At 66.1% G+C, this 15,812-nt stretch carries 15 protein-coding genes; 11 read left to right on the plus strand and 4 right to left on the minus strand.

Going from position 1 to position 15,812, the window contains the following annotated elements; translation table 11 throughout:
• Positions 1–35 precede the first annotated feature (35 nt).
• The 7 genes from ribE (at position 36) to J0A90_RS09300 (ending at position 6,780) form a co-directional block, all read left to right on the plus strand.
• Positions 36–518 (plus strand): 6,7-dimethyl-8-ribityllumazine synthase, encoded by a 483-nt coding sequence (gene ribE / locus J0A90_RS09270; protein WP_035475199.1) that lies wholly within the window; start codon positions 36–38, stop codon positions 516–518.
• Complete coding sequence (nusB, locus tag J0A90_RS09275; RefSeq protein WP_207035202.1) at positions 515–1,015, plus strand: transcription antitermination factor NusB; 501 nt, start codon at positions 515–517, stop codon at positions 1,013–1,015. Before ribE ends, nusB begins: the two co-directional genes overlap by 4 nt.
• A gap of 1 nt (position 1,016) precedes the next feature.
• Positions 1,017–1,985, plus strand: coding sequence for a thiamine-phosphate kinase (gene thiL, locus J0A90_RS09280; RefSeq protein WP_207035200.1), 969 nt, complete (start codon positions 1,017–1,019; stop codon positions 1,983–1,985).
• Positions 1,982–2,455, plus strand: coding sequence for a phosphatidylglycerophosphatase A (locus J0A90_RS09285; RefSeq protein ID WP_035475196.1), 474 nt, complete (start codon positions 1,982–1,984; stop codon positions 2,453–2,455). Before thiL ends, J0A90_RS09285 begins: the two co-directional genes overlap by 4 nt.
• Before the next feature lie 96 nt (positions 2,456–2,551).
• Positions 2,552–3,874: a DUF945 family protein gene (locus tag J0A90_RS09290; RefSeq protein ID WP_207035198.1), complete on the plus strand. Its 1,323-nt coding sequence runs from the start codon at positions 2,552–2,554 to the stop codon at positions 3,872–3,874.
• A gap of 220 nt (positions 3,875–4,094) precedes the next feature.
• A complete protein-coding gene (lon, locus tag J0A90_RS09295) occupies positions 4,095–6,530 on the plus strand; it encodes an endopeptidase La (protein ID WP_207035196.1) in 2,436 nt (811 codons plus the stop codon).
• Positions 6,531–6,582: 52 nt separating this feature from the next.
• The gene (locus J0A90_RS09300; RefSeq protein ID WP_207035194.1) at positions 6,583–6,780 is read left to right on the plus strand and encodes a hypothetical protein; all 198 of its coding nucleotides are present in this window, start codon (positions 6,583–6,585) and stop codon (positions 6,778–6,780) included.
• Positions 6,781–6,907: 127 nt separating this feature from the next.
• Here the strand turns inward: J0A90_RS09300 and J0A90_RS09305 are convergent, their stop codons facing one another.
• Entirely contained in the window at positions 6,908–7,564 is a 657-nt protein-coding gene (locus tag J0A90_RS09305) for an epoxyqueuosine reductase QueH (protein WP_207035192.1), read from the minus strand.
• Positions 7,565–8,004: 440 nt separating this feature from the next.
• On the minus strand, positions 8,005–8,769 hold the full coding sequence (locus J0A90_RS09310; protein ID WP_207035190.1) for an SDR family NAD(P)-dependent oxidoreductase: 765 nt from the start codon (positions 8,767–8,769) through the stop codon (positions 8,005–8,007).
• 434 nt (positions 8,770–9,203) lie between these two features.
• On the opposite strand from J0A90_RS09310, the gene J0A90_RS09315 reads away from it, so the two are divergent.
• Complete coding sequence (locus J0A90_RS09315; RefSeq protein WP_207035188.1) at positions 9,204–10,490, plus strand: acyltransferase; 1,287 nt, start codon at positions 9,204–9,206, stop codon at positions 10,488–10,490.
• A 75-nt stretch (positions 10,491–10,565) separates the two neighbouring features.
• Complete coding sequence (locus J0A90_RS09320; RefSeq protein ID WP_207035186.1) at positions 10,566–11,621, plus strand: oxidoreductase; 1,056 nt, start codon at positions 10,566–10,568, stop codon at positions 11,619–11,621.
• 243 nt (positions 11,622–11,864) lie between these two features.
• Here J0A90_RS09320 and J0A90_RS09325 read toward each other — a convergent pair whose 3' ends face one another.
• On the minus strand, positions 11,865–13,436 hold the full coding sequence (locus J0A90_RS09325; RefSeq protein WP_207035183.1) for a UxaA family hydrolase: 1,572 nt from the start codon (positions 13,434–13,436) through the stop codon (positions 11,865–11,867).
• Positions 13,437–13,654: 218 nt separating this feature from the next.
• Here J0A90_RS09325 and J0A90_RS09330 point away from each other — a divergent pair, with 218 nt between their 5' ends.
• The gene (locus J0A90_RS09330) at positions 13,655–14,590 is read left to right on the plus strand and encodes a LysR family transcriptional regulator (RefSeq protein WP_207035181.1); all 936 of its coding nucleotides are present in this window, start codon (positions 13,655–13,657) and stop codon (positions 14,588–14,590) included.
• 54 nt (positions 14,591–14,644) lie between these two features.
• Here J0A90_RS09330 and nudE read toward each other — a convergent pair whose 3' ends face one another.
• Positions 14,645–15,238, minus strand: a complete 594-nt coding sequence (gene nudE / locus J0A90_RS09335) for an ADP compounds hydrolase NudE (RefSeq protein WP_207035179.1) — start codon at positions 15,236–15,238, stop codon at positions 14,645–14,647.
• A 152-nt stretch (positions 15,239–15,390) separates the two neighbouring features.
• Between nudE and J0A90_RS09340 the strand changes: the two genes are divergently transcribed.
• Positions 15,391–15,783: an RNA-binding S4 domain-containing protein gene (locus tag J0A90_RS09340; RefSeq protein WP_035475178.1), complete on the plus strand. Its 393-nt coding sequence runs from the start codon at positions 15,391–15,393 to the stop codon at positions 15,781–15,783.
• Positions 15,784–15,812: the final 29 nt, after the last annotated feature.

The following is a 15,812-nucleotide window of genomic DNA, read 5'->3' on the forward strand; positions in this document are numbered from 1 at the left end:
ATCCGCTTCAGGCGCAGTGACTCCGGAACCCGACAATGCAACCGATCGCGCAACTGGAAGGTCAGTTCACCGATGTCGATGGGCGTTACGCCATCGTCGTCGGCCGTTTCAATCATCATGTCGTCGACAGTCTCGTCGAAGGGGCGGTCGACAGCCTGATGCGTCACGGCGTGAGTGAAGAGAACATCGAGCTGATCCATGTGCCTGGCGCGTGGGAGCTGCCGCTGGCGGTCAAGCGCGTGCTCACGGTGTCGCGCCCGGATGCGGTGATTGCCCTGGGGGCGGTGATCCGCGGCGGCACGCCGCACTTCGAATATGTCGCCGGCAACTGCAACTCGTCGCTCTCCGCGCTGCAGCTGGCTCACGACACGCCCATCGCCAATGGTGTGCTGACGGTCAACTCGATCGATCAGGCGATCGAGCGCGCCGGCACCAAGGCCGGCAACAAGGGCACCGAGGCGGCGATGGCGGCGATGGAGATGGTCTCGCTGCTCAAGCGTCTGGGAGGTGAGGCATGAGCGCACCGTCGCGTCAGCCGAGCAAGGCCCAGGAGTCGCGCCGTGCGGCTCGCGAGCTGGCCGTGCAGGGGCTCTACCAGTGGCAGATGACCGGTAAGTCGATCACCGCGGTGGAGGCCGAGTTTCGCGCCCAGATCGCCGACGAGGATCTCGAGGATCACGAGAACTGGCACAAGGTGATGGAGATTGCCGACGCTGCTCTGTTCCACGAGCTGCTGCACAACGCCGCCCAGCATCAGCGCGAGCTCGATGCCGCCATCGCGCCGCTGCTCGACCGCCGGCTGGAGGATCTCGACCGCATCGAGCTGGCGATCCTGCGCCTGGGCGCCTACGAGCTGTCGCGGCGCCCGGAAGTCCCCTATCGCGTGGTGATCAACGAAGGGGTGGAGCTGGCCAAGATCTTCGGCGCCACCGATGGCCACAAGTACGTCAACGGCATCCTCGACAAGCTGGCCTCGCGCCTGCGGGGTGCCGAGGTCGCTGCTCGCCGGCGTTGACATGAGCAGCGCTGCGTTGAGCGAATTCGCGCTGATCTCCCGCTACCTGGCGCGCCCCGCCAGCGGGCGGGCGGATATCGTCGTCGACAACGGCGACGACTGCGCGGTGATCGCCCCCACCCCCGGCCACCAGCTGGCGATCAGCGTCGACACCTCGGTGGTGGACGTGCATTTTCCTGCTGATGCGCCGCCAGCGGCGATCGGCCATCGCGCGCTGGCGGTGGCGCTTAGCGACCTCGCGGCGATGGGCGCGCGGGCGCGCTGGTGCACCCTGGCGCTGACCCTGCCGGAGACCGATCCCGACTGGCTTGCAGCACTGGGTGAGGGCTTTCATGCCCTCGCCGAGCGCTGCGGCTGCGCGCTGATCGGCGGTGACGTGACCCGCGGCAATCTGAGTCTCGGCGTGACCGTACACGGCGAGCTGCCCGCCGGCAGCGCGCTGACGCGTGCGGGTGCGCGGGTTGGCGACTGGATCGCGGTGACCGGCTATCCGGGCCGCGCCGCCGAGGGGCTGGCCCGATGGCAGCAGGGGGAGCGCGATCTGGCACATCCGCTGCTAGATGCCTATCTGCGCCCGCAGCCGCGGCTGGCGGCCGGCGAGGGCCTGCGCGGGCTGGCCAGCGCGGCCATCGACGTCTCCGACGGGTTGCTGGCGGATCTCGGCCATCTACTGCGCGCTTCAAACGTCGGCGCGCAGCTCGATCTGGCGGCACTACCGCTGGCAACACCGCTGCGCGCCACCCTCGACGCCGATCAGGTCCAGCGCCGCGTGCTCGCCGGTGGCGACGACTATGAGCTGCTGGTGACGCTGCCCCCGGCTCAGCTCGAACGTGCACAGCAGCAGCTGGCGGCGTTGCATCTGCCACTCACGCCGATCGGTCGCATCGTCGCCGGCGAGGGCATCGGTGGGTTGCCCGAGGCGTTCGCCGGGCTCGACGGCTGGGATCATTTCGCGGAGAGACGCGCATGAACCGGGCCCCCAAGAGCGTCTGGCGTCGCCCCACCCACTTTCTGGCCTTCGGGCTCGGCAGCGGCGCCGTGCCCTTTGCCCCCGGCACCTTCGGCACCCTGGCGGCGATCCCGTTCTACTGGCTGCTCTCGGGTTTGCCGCTGGGACTCTATCTAGGCGTGATGGGCATCGCCACGCTGCTCGGCATCTGGCTGTGCGGCAAGACCTCGCGGGATCTCGGCGTGCACGACCACTCCGGCATCGTATGGGACGAGTTCGTCGGCTACTGGCTGACCATGGCCGCGGTGCCGTTCTCGTGGGAGTCGGCGCTGTGGGGCTTCGTGGTGTTTCGGGTGTTCGACATCATCAAGCCGTGGCCGATCCGCTGGGTCGACCGCCGCGTGGCCGGGGGGATCGGCATCATGTTCGACGACATCCTGGCCGCGGTCTATGCCTGGAGCGTGATGCATCTGTGGTTCTGGCTGCACTGAACGAGCGGCGTCCCGGGTTGCGTACATCACCTGAGAAGACGTCGCCGAATCACTATCTACAGCGACCCCTCAATCAACTCTGACAAGGAGCGCGGAATGCGCAAGTGGATCGGCGCGGGTGCCGCTATCGTGATCGTCGTGGGCGGGGGCTATCTCGGCGCCCAGGCCTACTCCAGCCATCGCTTCGAGCAGGAGATGTCGCAGCTCGTGGCACGCTTGGATGCCAGCCCTCAGTGGCAGGTCGAACGCACCGACGTCGACAGCGGCTGGTTCCACTCCAGCGGCCGTTTGGAGGCGCGCTACCTCGATGACGAGATCGAGCCGGTGGTGATCGAGGCGCCCTACGAGGCCGACCATGGCCTGTTCGAGACCAGCTTCTCCGGCGAGGGGCAGGTGCGCATCGGCGACGACCAGACCCTGTTCGGCGATCTGCTCCAGAGCGACGGGCCGCTGACCTGGAACGGGCGCTTCCTGACCCGCGAGCAGCGCATGGAGGCCACGATCGCGCTGCCCGGTTTCTCCCAGCAGTGGACCGTACCAGCGGGTGAAGTCGGCGGCGAGTTCCGCCCGGCGCGACCGATGCAGGTCGACTTCTCGGGTCTGACGCTGAACCTCACCCAGCACGCGGATCGGGTCACCCTCGATGGCCAGGCGCCGCGACTGCAGCTGCAGGACGCCGACGCCAACATGCTGCTGGAGAACGTGGCCATCGAGGGCGCTTTCCAGGGCGACCGTCAGGCCTTCGACCAGTCGCTCGCGCTCACCCTGCCCACCATCACCGTGGTTTCGCCGGATGGCGCCAAGCTGGTGTCGCACGACTCGCGCTACGCCCTCGACGCCAAGCTCGATGCCAAGGAGATGCGCATGCATCTCGAGACTCGGCTCGGCGACACCACCATGGACGATCAGCAGCTCGGCAGTGGCGAGCTGGCAATGACCCTGGATCATGTCGATGGCGATGCCTATCGCGCCCTGGCGGCGGCGCTCGAAGCGCACACCAGCGAGATCCAGGCGGCCGCGGCTTCCGACGATCAGGATGCGATGGCGCAGGCGCTGGCACCGCTCAAGCCGCAGCTGGCGGCGATCTTCGCCGGCTCGCCGCGCTGGGCCGTGGACAAGCTGGCGCTGAAGAGCCCGCTGATGGGTGTCGACATGCAGGGCAGTGGCGAACTCAAGTTCGACGGCGACGGAATGGCTGACTGGAATCTCGACACGATGGACGCCGAGACGCTCGATCGCGAGGTGCTAAAGCGTCTCGACGGTCATTTCGAACTCAAGGGAGCGCCGCCGATCCTGCTGATGTCGCTGGGACTGCCGATGAGCGGTGGCCCGCTGCGCATCGCGCTCGACGATGGCGTGATGACCCTCAATGACCAGCAGGTACCGCTGGTGCCGGGTGCTGCCCCCGCTCAGCCCTGAGCGCCAGGCGCCCCTGCCCGGGGCGCGGTGTCGATACTCCTGCGAAGGCCGAGCATCCCGCTCGGCCTTCCTGTTTTCGCCGGCTATGGCACCGCGCTGGCGGCGCTCTCCTATCCTGTATTGGTACTGGCCGGTCGCGGGTTCACTTGAACTTACGCACCCCTGCCCACATCCCACAGATATCGGGCCGCTTCGGCCATGGACGGATACAGGATCAACGATGAGCGAACACGATTGGAACGCCGATAGCCATATCGACGTGGGCGGCGACGCGGCCCAGGGCGAGGAGACGCCGAAGCAGGGGCAGTCGGCCAGCGGTGCCGTGGTGCCGTCCGGCGACTATCTGCCGGAGCGCATCTACCTGCTGCCGATTCACAACCGTCCGTTCTTCCCGGCCCAGGTGCAGCCGCTGATCATCCAGCGCCAGCGCTGGGAAGAGACCATGCAGCGGGTCGCCAACACCCCGCATCACATGGTCGGTGTTGCCTTCATCGGCGATGTCAGCATGGAGGAGCTGAGCCCCGGTAGCTTCCCCGAGATCGGTACCGCAGTGAAGGTGCACCGTACCCAGAGCGAAGAGCATCAGATCCAGTTCATCGCCCAGGGCATGCGGCGTTTCCGCATCCATCGCTGGCTCTCCAAGACGCCGCCGTATCTGGTCGAGGTCTCCTATCCCCGTGAGCCGGTGGATGCCGAGGCGGAAGAGGCGCGCGCCTACGCCATGTCGCTGATCAACGGTATCAAGGAGCTGCTGCCGATCAACCCGCTCTACGGCGAGGAGCTGAAGAGCTATCTCAACCGCTTCAGTCCCCACGAGCCGGGCCCGCTGACCGACTTCGCCGCGGCGATCACCTCGGCCAAGGGGCGCGAGCTGCAGCAGGTGCTGGAGACGCTGCCGATCATGGATCGCATGCAGCGGGTGCTGCCGCTGCTGCGCAAGGAGATCGAGGTCGCCCAGCTGCAGAATCAGATCAGCGAGCAGGTCAACTCGCAGATGCAGGAGCGCCAGCGCGAGTTCTTCCTGCGCGAGCAGCTCAAGGTGATCCAGAAAGAGCTGGGCATCTCCAAGGACGATCGCGAGAGCGACGTCGATACCTTCCGTGGGCGCCTGGAGAACCTGCAGGTACCGGAGCGCGTGCAGACGCGTATCGACGACGAGCTCGACAAGCTCTCGATGCTCGAGACCGGCTCGCCGGAGTACGGCACCACGCGCAACTATCTCGACTGGCTCACCTCGCTGCCGTGGGGTATTACCTCCGAGGATCAGCTCGACCTCAAGCGCGCCCGTGAGGTGCTCGACCGCGACCACGATGGCTTGGCCGACGTCAAGGAACGCATCATCGAGTTTCTCGCCGAGGGCTCGTTCAAGGGCGACGTAGGCGGCTCGATCGTGCTGCTGGTGGGCCCGCCGGGGGTCGGCAAGACCTCGGTCGGGCGCTCCATCGCCGACGCCCTGGGGCGCGAGTTCTACCGCTTCTCGGTTGGCGGCATGCGTGACGAGGCGGAGATCAAAGGGCACCGACGGACCTACATCGGCGCCATGCCGGGCAAGCTGGCCCAGGCGCTCAAGGAGGTCGAGGTCGAGAACCCGGTGATCATGCTCGACGAGATCGACAAGATGGGGCAGTCGTTCCAGGGCGACCCGGCGTCGGCGCTACTGGAGGTGCTCGACCCGGAGCAGAACGTCGACTTTCTCGATCACTATCTCGACGTGCGCCTGGACCTCTCCAAGGTGCTATTCGTGTGTACCGCCAACCAGCTCGATACCATTCCCGGGCCGCTGCTCGACCGTATGGAGCAGATCCGCCTCTCCGGCTATATCGCCGAGGAGAAGGTGGCGATCGCCAAGCACCATCTATGGCCGAAACTGTTGAAGCGCGATCGCATTCCCAAGAAGCGCATCAACCTGACCGACGCCGCACTCAAGCAGGTGATCGAAGGCTACGCCCGCGAGGCGGGCGTGCGCCAGCTCGAGAAGCAGCTCCACCGCATCGTGCGCAAGGCCGCGGTCAAGCTGCTGGAGCAGGATCAGGAGACGGTCAAGGTCTCGGTCAACAACCTCGAGGAGTTCCTTGGCGCACCGCTATTCCGCAAGGAGAAGGTGCTCAAGGGCGTGGGCGTGGTCACCGGCCTGGCGTGGACCGCCATGGGCGGCGCCACGCTGCCGATCGAGGCGACCAAGGTGCATGCGCTGACGCGCGGCTTCAAGCTCACCGGCAAGCTCGGTGAGGTGATGCAGGAGTCGGCCAATATCGCCTACAGCTACACCCTGGGTCATCTGGGCGAGTACGGCGCCGATGCCGACTTCTTCAACGAGGCCTTCATCCATGTCCATGTGCCCGAGGGCGCTACGCCCAAGGATGGCCCCTCGGCCGGCGTGACCATGACCACGGCACTGATGTCGCTGGCGAAGAATCAGAGCATCGACCGGCCGCTGGCGATGACCGGCGAGCTGACCCTGACCGGCCAGGTGCTGCCGGTGGGCGGTATCCGCGAGAAGGTGATCGCCGCCCGGCGTAGTGAGATCTTCGAGTTGATCCTGCCTGACGCTAACCAGCGCGATTACGACGAGCTACCCGACTACCTCAAGGCCGGCATGACGGTGCATTTCGCCAAGGTCTATCAGGATGTCGCCAAGGTGGTGTTCGGGCGCTGACAAGCGCCCGGGCTGCTAGACTTTGAATGACCGTGAAACTCGAGGAACCACCATGACCAATCCCTCTCGCCGCTATCGCTACGCCACCCAGGTCGTCTGGGCCATGCTGGCCATGGCGCTGCTGAGCGCGTGCAGCTATCACCCGGCGCGAATCGAGCCGGAACCGGCAGTGATCATCGGCGATGGCGATCATGGCCACGGTAACGGCAATTTCTGCCCGCCGGGTCAGGCCAAGAAGGGCAACTGCTGACCCGAACGCCGGTCTCTTGGCAGGTGTGCGGCGGCGCCTTGGCGCCGCCGCTTTTCGTAGATCGATGAGCCGCGTCCCGCGTTTCTGACTCATCACCCCCCGTTTTTAATCACCCCCCCCCCCGTTTTTAGTCATCATCTCCATAGTACTGCACGCCGAGCTGGATCAACTCGCGGCCCTGGGCCTTGCGATGCAGGTTGGTGTCGCGCAGCGAATAGACGCAGCCGCAGTACTCCTGCTGATAGAAGCGCTCGCGCTTGCTGATCTCGATCATGCGCTGCGAGCCACCTTTCTTGCGCCAGTTGTAGTCCCAGTAGGCCATGCCCGCGTAGGGGGCGACGGCGCGATGGCCGCAGTCGTTGATCTGCGCCATGTTCTTCCAGCGCGAGATGCCCAGGGAGCTGGAGATGAGCGAATAGCCATGCTCATGGGCGTAGAGCGCGGTGCGCTCGAAGCGCATGTCGAAGCACATGGTGCAGCGAATGCCGCGCTCCGGTTCGTACTCCATGCCCTTGGCGCGGGCGAACCAGTTGTCGGTGTCGTAGTCGGCATCGATGAAGGCGATGCCGTTCTCCTCGGCAAAGCGGATGTTCTCCTCCTTGCGCAGCAGATACTCCTTCTTGGGGTGAATATTGGGGTTGTAGAAGAAGATCGCATAGTCGATGCCGGAGACCTGTAGCGCCTCCATCACCTCGCCGGAGCAGGGCGCGCAGCAGGAGTGGAGCAGCAGCTTGTCGTGGCCTGAAGGCAGCGTCAGCGTGTCGCGTTGGTCGAGCGTGGACATGGTGTAACCGGGTCGCAGAGAGAGAAATGTCGTCAGAGTCAGATGGTGAGTCGCCGCCGGGGTGGCGTCAATGACGGTCTGCCTCAGTGTTTCTCGGCCGAGGCCGAGTTACGACGAGGCTGCGCCGCCCTGCGGTGTTGCCAGCGGGCGGCGCGAGGATGGTGAAGCGAGGATGGTGAAGCGAAAGGGCTAAGCGAATGGACGGCGTGAGGGTCTAACTCCGCGTCAGGGAAGCGCTGAATAAATCGCCGAACGAGATGAAGGGCAAGGCGCACGGAACGCAGACTCGAAGCAACGCGTAGAGAACGCCCACAGGGCGGCCCGTCAGGGCAAGTTGCCGAAGGCAACGCGTCATGCGAGACATAACATGGAGTTAGGCGAGCTTGCGAGTACCGCGCAACGTAGCCATTCGCTCGTGCAGGCATTTATGCAGTGGTTCCTCAGTCGCGGTCGATGGTTAGCCCGCCCCAGGACTGGCACACCGGCATCAGTTCGAGGCGGTTGATGTTGAGATGCGCCGGCAGGGTCGCGGCGTGGAAGACCTGTTCGGCCACATCCTCCGGCTGGATCGGCTCGACCCCGCCATAGAGCTTGTCGTGGGCGTTCTGGTCGCCCTTCATGCGCACCAGGGTGAATTCGGTCTCGGCCATGCCCGGGGCGACGTCGGTGACACGCACGCCGGTGCCCTTGAGATCGCAGCGCAGATTGTAGGAGAACTGATTGACGAAGGCCTTGGAAGCCCCATAGACGTGGCTGCCGGGGTAGGGCCACAGGGCGGCGGTGGAGCTGATATTGATGATCGCGGCACCGCGGCCGACTTCGATCAGCGTCGGCAACAGCGTGCGCGTGACATTGACCAGGCCGGTGATGTTGGTGTCGATGACCGTCTGCCAGTCATCCAGGTCGGCTTCCTGGGCGGGGCCGGCACCCAGCGCCAGGCCGGCGTTGTTGACCAGGACCTTGACCGCCTTGAACGCCTCGGGCAGGTCGTCGACGACCTGGGCGACGGCGTCGCGCTCGCGTACGTCGAGGGTGGCGATATGTACCGGCACCTTGGCGGCCAGTTGCTGCTCCACCTCTTCGAGCCGCTCGCGGCGACGGCCGGTGAGCACCAGTGCCCAGCCGGCCTCGGCGAAGCGCGCGGCGCAGGCGCGGCCGAAACCGGAGGTGGCGCCGGTGATGAAAGCGACAGGGGGTTGGCTCATGTTGACTCCTTGAACGGTCGGCTTATCGACGATGAGGCGGCGGCGCGGCGGCCGACGCTGGATCGCACCTCAAAATAGCATTTCAAGATAGCGGGGCTCGGCGATCGGTGAAAGCGCAGGCGCTTGTCTCTGATCGACGACAAGGCGTTTGGCTTTGTGTAAAACCCGGTGATTCCCGGTCGCTATATACGCGTTCATTTGCAGTTTGATTACACTTTGAGCGTTCGCTGGGGCACAATCCGTGCCGCCGTGCACGCACGCCGACCGACGCCTCCGGCAAGAGTCCTTGAGAGACTCGTCCGTTCATCGCTGACTCCGACCTCAACCCGATCATCTCCGGCGCTCGCTTGGACCATCGTGTCGCATTTCGCTCCCTTTCCGAGGAAGGGGACATTCATCGGCCTGCTACCCGGTCACTGGGGGAGGAGGAATTCATGCATGCACCCAAGAAGCGCCGCTACCACGGTCTCGAGTGGTTGCGTTTTCTCATGGCGCTGTGGATGGTCGCCTACCATTTCGGCGGCATCTACAGCGACATGCCGGACCTGCTGCGCAGTTTTATCGGTATGGGCTTTTTCGCCACCAGCACCTTTTTCATGCTCTCGGGCTTTCTGCTCGCCCATGTCGCGCTGGATGACACCGGGGGGATGAAGATGGGGGGCCCCGCGTTCGTGGCGCGGCGGCTGTGCAACCTCTATCCGATCCACGTCATCACCATGCTGCTGGCGCTGGGGTTGCTGTTGTTCCAGTACCCGATCCGGCCGGAGGGCGTGCATGTCTACTTCAATTCTCACCCTTATCTACCGCTCAGCGATGAGGCCCGGGCGGCCTTCGCCGGGCGCATCTCCTGGCCCAGCGCGCTCGGCCACATCGCGCTCCAACTGACGCTGCTGCAAGCCTGGGAACCGCGTTTTCTATGGCTCAACGGCGCCTCTTGGTCGATCTCCGCACTGCTCTTCTTCTACGCCTGCTTTCCGCTGTTGGCACCGCGGTTGATGCGCCTGCAGCGCTGGGGCCTGGCGCTGCTGGTGGTGTGGGGCCTGTATGCGGCGGGTCCGCTGGTAGCGACCCTGAGCGGTGCCTTCGACTATGTCACCGTCGGCATGCTGCACCGCAACCCGCTGTTCCGACTGCCGGAGTTCCTGACTGGCATCCTGCTCTACCGCGCCCTGCAGACGCAGGGGCTGGCCGAGCTGCTGCGCCGTTTCCGCTATCCGCTGCTGGCGTTGGGGCTGTGCGGGGTGCCGGTGGGCGTATGGCTGCTCAAGCTCGATGGCCTGCATCTCTACTATCTGACCCATAACGGCCTGCTGCTGCCGTTCCAGGCGCTGGTGCTGCTGAGTGCTACCGCCTTCGCCTCGCCTGCCAGCGCGGCGAATCGTGCTCGGCTACAACACCTGGGCGAAGCGGCGCTGTGCATTTTCGCTCTGCACACGCCGCTGATCGGCCCGTTTGCCCGCGCCACCCGCTGGCTGCTGCTGCGCTGGCACGAGGGCTGGGTCGCGGCGAGCAGCAACGCGGCGCTGAAGTTCGCCATCCCGCTGTGGACAATGGCGATTCATCTGACGCTGATCGTGGTGCTGGCGCTGATCATGCAGCGCTACGTGGTCAAGCCGCTGCGCGGATGGCTGGAGCGGCGGCTGCCGGCGGCCTGGCAGCCCAAGCCACGGGCCAGCGGTGGCGATCAACCGACCGCGCTGCGCCAAGTTGCGCTATCCTAGCCGTTTTCGGGTCCATGGATGCCCGCCCAGCGCGGGCGCTTCCAGGCTCGTGAATCCATCGTCAAGGAACGCTGCATGAAGGGAACCATACGTGTAGGGCTGGTCGGCTACGGGATGGCCAGCAAGCGGTTCCATGCGCCGCTGATCGCCGCCCAGGAGGGGCTGTCGCTGGTCGCCATCGCCAGTCGCGACAGCGCCAAGGTCCGAGCCGACTGGCCCGATGTGCCGGTGGAAGCGTCACCCGAGGCGCTTTACGCCCGGGACGACATCGATCTGGTGGTGATTCCCACGCCCAATGCCACCCACTATCCGCTGGTCAGCCAGGCGCTCGCCGCCGGCAAGCACGTGGTGGTCGACAAGCCGTTCACGGTCAACGTGTCGGAGGCGGAGAAGCTCTGCCTGCAGGCGATCGAGGCCAAGCGGTTGCTTTCGGTGTTTCACAACCGCCGCTGGGATGGCGACTTTCTTACTGTGCGCAACCTGATCGACAGCCAGGCGCTGGGTCGGGTGGTGCACTTCGAGTCGCACTTCGACCGCTACCGTCCGGAGATTCCCACGCGCTGGCGCGAGGCGCCGGGGCCCGGAACCGGGTTGTGGTTCGATCTCGGTTCGCACCTGCTGGATCAGGCGCTGGTGCTGTTCGGCCGGCCGCAGTCGATCTGGCTGGATCTCGCCGAGCAGCGTGATGGCGCTCAGGTCGACGATTACTTTCACGCCGTGCTGCGCTACGACCAGCGCCGCGTGGTGCTGCATGCCGGGGCACTGGTGGCCGCTGCCGGGGCACGTTTCACCGTGCACGGCAGCCGTGCCAGCTATATCAAGCATGGTCTCGATCCGCAGGAGGATATGCTCAAGCGCGGCGACCGTCTGCCCACGCCCCACTGGGGCGAGGATTGGCGCCACGGCATGCTCACCATCGGCCAGGTGCGCGAGGGCGGGCAGCCGGAGCTGCACGAAGTGCCGACGCTGCCGGGGGACTATCTCGCCTACTACACCGGCGTGCGTGACGCCATTCTCGGCCGCGCGCCGCTGCCGGTGACGGCGGAAGCGGCGCTCGAGGTGATGCGCCTGCTCGAGGCCGGGGTAGAGAGCGCTCGCAGCGGTCAGGCGGTCGCCATCGGCGGCGCCTGAGTCACGCGTAGGCAGTGATCGAAGCTGAGAGGGTGTTTACAAATTCGTCGAGCGCAGGCGTTTTGTAAGCACGCTCTTAGAGCGCCTTTCACAACCGCCAGACGACATGGGCTCATCCGGCGGCAGGGCGTCGCGAGGGCGCTGTGAACCCTTCCCTGGGCGCTACCTTTGCCATCCCTGGCAAAGGACCCTCGCTTGGCCCTGCCTCCGGCGCCCATCGTCAGAGGGTTTGGAAATGGGCTCTTAGGTAATGACGCCGATCTGCCACGGCACGAACTCCTGCTGCCCGTAGCCGTGGTGCTCGCTCTGGCTGGGCTCGCCGGAGGCGAGGGTGAGCAGCCGCCGGAAGATCTCTTCGCCGAGGGTGTCGAGATCCGTCTCGCCATCCACCAGGGTGCCGCAGTTGATGTCCATGTCGTCACGCTGGCGCTGCCACAGGGTGCTGTTGGTGGCCAGCTTCAACGACGGCACCGGGGCGCAGCCGAAGGCGCTGCCGCGGCCCGTGGTGAAGGCGATCAGGTTGCAGCCGGAGGCGACCTGGCCGGTCACCGAGACTGGATCGAAGCCGGGGGAGTCCATGAACGCCAGCCCGCGCTCGCGCATCGGCTCGGCGTACTCCAGCACCTCGACCAGCGGTACCGTGCCGGCCTTGGCCACCGCCCCCAGCGACTTCTCGAGAATCGTGGTCAGCCCGCCCGCCTTGTTGCCGGCGGAGGGGTTGTTGTCCAGCGAAGCGCCGCGCACGCGGCAGTAGGCTTCCCACCAGTGAATCCGCGCGATCAGCTTGTCGGCCACCGCCGGGCTGACCGCGCGCCGCGTGAGCAGGTGCTCGGCGCCGTAGATCTCGGGGGTCTCCGCGAGCACCGCGCTGCCGCCGTGGGCGACCAGACGATCCACCGCCGCGCCCAGGGCCGGGTTGGCGGTGATGCCGGAGTAGCCGTCGGAGCCGCCGCACTGCAGTGCCACCCGCAGATGCTCGGCGCTGCAGGGCACGCGCTCGACCCGGTTGGCCTCGGCGAGCAGCCCCTCGATATGGCGGATGCCCTCGGCAATGGCGCGTGTGGTGCCGCCGATCTGCTGGATGGTGTAGGGGTAGAGGCGTGGGCCCGGCTGTAGCCCCTGGGATTCGATCAGCGCCTCGATCTGATTGGTCTCGCAGCCGAGCCCGATCACCAGCACGGCGGCGAAATTGACGTGGCGAGCGTAGCCGGCGAGGGTGCGCTGTAGCATGGCCAGCGCTTCGCCGTCGGCGGCCACCGCGCAGCCGACCCCGTGGGTCAGCGCGACCACGCCGTCTACGTTGGGGTAGGGCGCCATCGCCTGCGGGTGCACGTCACGGCGGAAGTGGTCGGCGATCGCGTGGGCGACGGTGGCCGAGCAGTTGACCGAGGTCAGAATACCGATGTAATTGCGCGTCGCCACCCGCCCGTCAGGGCGCGGAATGCCCATGAAGGTCGCCGGTTCGGCGACCGGTGTCACCGGCACCACTTCGCTGCCGATGGCGTAGTCCTTGGCTGCGCCTTCGCCCCCGTCCTCGAGTTGGCCGATGCTCAGATTGTGCACATGAACGTGGTCGCCAGCGGCGATATCGGCAGTGGCGACGCCGATGATCTGGCCGTAGCGGCGGATCGTCTCGCCGACGCCGATAGGACGCAGGGCGATCTTGTGCGCGGCGGGCACGGCCGTGCTCAGCACCACGCCCGGGCTCACCTCGGTGCCGGCCGGTAGCGGCTGGCGGGCGATGACGACGTCGTCACGCTCGTGCAGGCGGATGACCGACGCTGGCGCGTCGCTGGCTTGCGCGATCAGAGCCATGGTCTTCTCCTCGTTATCGTGCCACTTTCGTCTATGCGACTCATGGCTAAAAGGCTTTTATGATCAGTTGCTTGGAATGTCTCGGTCTGGGACGAACCCTATCTCCGAGCGGCATCGAGCGCTACTGAGAGTTGCTGATCGTGGGATAATCTGGCCGCATTGGACCAACGTCTTATGGAGCACTCCGCACGAATCCATCCACCCTTCGAGGTCGACCCGTGACCCCAACCCTGGACGAACTGATGTCGCGCCTGCGGCTGCGCCAACTCAGGCTGCTGATGGCGCTGGACGAGTGCGGTTCGATACACAAGGCGGCGGAGCGGGTGGCGATCTCCCAGCCGGGCGCCACCCGCGCACTCAGCGAGATCGAGGCGACCCTTGGCACCACACTCTTCGTACGCAGTGCGCGCGGGTTGGAGGCGACCGACATGGGGCGCTGCCTGGTGCGTTACGCACGGCTGATCCAAACCGACGTGGCACATCTGCGCGAGGAGATGATCGGCATTCAGCAGGGCTACGGCGGGCACCTGGCAGTGGGCGGGACCATGGGCGCGATCGCTACCCTGGTCGATGCCATCGCCCGGGTGCGTGCCGAGCAGCCCTCTCTGTCACTGGAGATCGTCGAGGACACCAGTGAGGGGCTGTTGCGCCTGCTCGATCAAGGGCGCCTGGACGTGGCGCTGTGTCGCGCACACTTCGGTCGCCAGCCGACGGACTACCATCGCCAGGGCAGTTTTCCCGAGCCGCTGTGGGTAGTGGCCAGCCCGCGCCATGCGCTGGCCGGTGCGGTGCAGCCCGAGTTCACCCGGCTGGCTGAGCAGCCCTGGATCGTCTATCCGGTGAGCATGCCGCGCCTGCTCGAGCAGGAGTTCGTGGCGGCGGGGCTGGCGCAGCCGGTCAAGTCGCTCGAGATCTCATCGACCTATGCCATCCTGGCGATGCTGGGGCGCGATGACGGCGTGCTGGCGCTGCTGCCGGAGGGGATCGCCCGCGAGCCGGTGGCGCGGGGAGAGATCGCACGTATCGATTATCGCGTGCTGACCCAGAACCCGCCGTTCGAGCTGCTGTGGCGACGCGACCGTGCGCTGTCGCCGGCTGCCAGCCGCTTTATCGACTGCTACCGAGCCTGTGCGCAGAACAGCGAAGGAGATTGAGCGGGCAGGGAGTGGCGCCCCCCAGGGCTGACGCTGGTGTTTCACCACCAGCTTTCACCACCAGCTTTCGCCATCGCGTTCGTTGCGCAGCTTGTCGCGGGCGATGAACAGCGCGGCTATGGCGCGGGCCTCGTGAAAGTCCTCGCGCGCCAGCAGGCTCGCGATATCCTCGATGGGAAACGCCTCCACCGTTAGCGGCTCCGGCTCGTCGCCGGCCAAGCGCTTGGGGTAAAGATCGCTGGCCAGCATCACCTGCATACGGTGATCCATGTAGTTGGGTGCCAGCGACAGCTCGATCAATGGCTCGATGCGCCTGGCGCCCATGCCGCACTCCTCCATCAGCTCGCGGTTGGCGGCGGTCACGATGTCCTCGCCGGGGTCGACCAACCCCTTGGGCAGGGTGAGGGCGTAGTCGTCGAAACCAGCGGCATACTCGTGAATCAGCAGGACGTGATCCGGGTCCGGCATGGCGATGATCATCACTGCGCCTCGCCCCTTGCCCTTGAGCCGTTCGAAGGTGCGCTCGGCGCCGTTGGAAAAGCGCAGGTCGAGCGACTCGATGGCGAACAGCTGGCTGCTGGCCACCTCCCGGCGCGCCAGCACGCTGGGCTTGGCAGGGGGTGTCGGCGAAAAGTCGGTGGGCGCCATGCGGCCTCCAGATCAAAGGGCAGTGACTCAGCGTACAATAATCAGCGCGGTATGCCTTGAAAAGCCGTTACCGGCCGCGGCGCCGGCGGCTGGGTCGAGGGTTGAAGCGGTGCCAGCCAGCCCCCACCTAAAGCAGCCGAGGTGAGAGAGCAATGACGTCAACGGTTCGAATCGACAAGTGGCTGTGGGCGGCGCGCTTCTTCAAGACGCGCCAGCTGGCGAAGAAGGCGATCGAAGGCGGCAAGATTCGCTACGATGGCCAGCGGGTCAAGACCAGCAAGCAGGTGGAGCTCGGCGCTCGGCTCGAGGTGCCGCAGGGCTGGGATACCCTCGAGGTGACGGTGGAGGCGCTGTCGGATCAACGCCGCGGTGCCCCCGAAGCGCAAAAGCTCTACCGCGAGACCGAGGCCAGCGTGGCGCGTCGCGAGCGCGAGGCCCAGCAGCGCAAGCTGGCCAATCAGGCCATGCAGCCCCCCATCAAGCGCCCCGACAAGCGCGAGCGGCGCAATATTCAGCGCTTTCAGCGCCAGCGCACCGAGGAGTGAGGCGGGCGGCGACCGCCTTTTCGATGGCC

Source organism: Salinicola sp. DM10 (assembly GCF_017306975.2).
In the GTDB taxonomy this organism is placed as follows: Bacteria; Pseudomonadota; Gammaproteobacteria; order Pseudomonadales; family Halomonadaceae; genus Salinicola.

Bases quoted from the DNA above. Each gene is read 5' to 3' on its own strand.
- ribE (WP_035475199.1), top strand. From the start codon at position 36: ATGCAACCGATCGCGCAACTGGAAGGTCAGTTCACCGATGTCGATGGG.
- nusB (WP_207035202.1), top strand. From the start codon at position 515: ATGAGCGCACCGTCGCGTCAGCCGAGCAAGGCCCAGGAGTCGCGCCGT.
- thiL (WP_207035200.1), top strand. From the start codon at position 1,017: ATGAGCAGCGCTGCGTTGAGCGAATTCGCGCTGATCTCCCGCTACCTG.
- J0A90_RS09285 (WP_035475196.1), top strand. From the start codon at position 1,982: ATGAACCGGGCCCCCAAGAGCGTCTGGCGTCGCCCCACCCACTTTCTG.
- J0A90_RS09290 (WP_207035198.1), top strand. From the start codon at position 2,552: ATGCGCAAGTGGATCGGCGCGGGTGCCGCTATCGTGATCGTCGTGGGC.
- lon (WP_207035196.1), top strand. From the start codon at position 4,095: ATGAGCGAACACGATTGGAACGCCGATAGCCATATCGACGTGGGCGGC.
- J0A90_RS09300 (WP_207035194.1), top strand. From the start codon at position 6,583: ATGACCAATCCCTCTCGCCGCTATCGCTACGCCACCCAGGTCGTCTGG.
- J0A90_RS09305 (WP_207035192.1), bottom strand. From the start codon at position 7,564: ATGTCCACGCTCGACCAACGCGACACGCTGACGCTGCCTTCAGGCCAC.
- J0A90_RS09310 (WP_207035190.1), bottom strand. From the start codon at position 8,769: ATGAGCCAACCCCCTGTCGCTTTCATCACCGGCGCCACCTCCGGTTTC.
- J0A90_RS09315 (WP_207035188.1), top strand. From the start codon at position 9,204: ATGCATGCACCCAAGAAGCGCCGCTACCACGGTCTCGAGTGGTTGCGT.
- J0A90_RS09320 (WP_207035186.1), top strand. From the start codon at position 10,566: ATGAAGGGAACCATACGTGTAGGGCTGGTCGGCTACGGGATGGCCAGC.
- J0A90_RS09325 (WP_207035183.1), bottom strand. From the start codon at position 13,436: ATGGCTCTGATCGCGCAAGCCAGCGACGCGCCAGCGTCGGTCATCCGC.
- nudE (WP_207035179.1), bottom strand. From the start codon at position 15,238: ATGGCGCCCACCGACTTTTCGCCGACACCCCCTGCCAAGCCCAGCGTG.
- J0A90_RS09340 (WP_035475178.1), top strand. From the start codon at position 15,391: ATGACGTCAACGGTTCGAATCGACAAGTGGCTGTGGGCGGCGCGCTTC.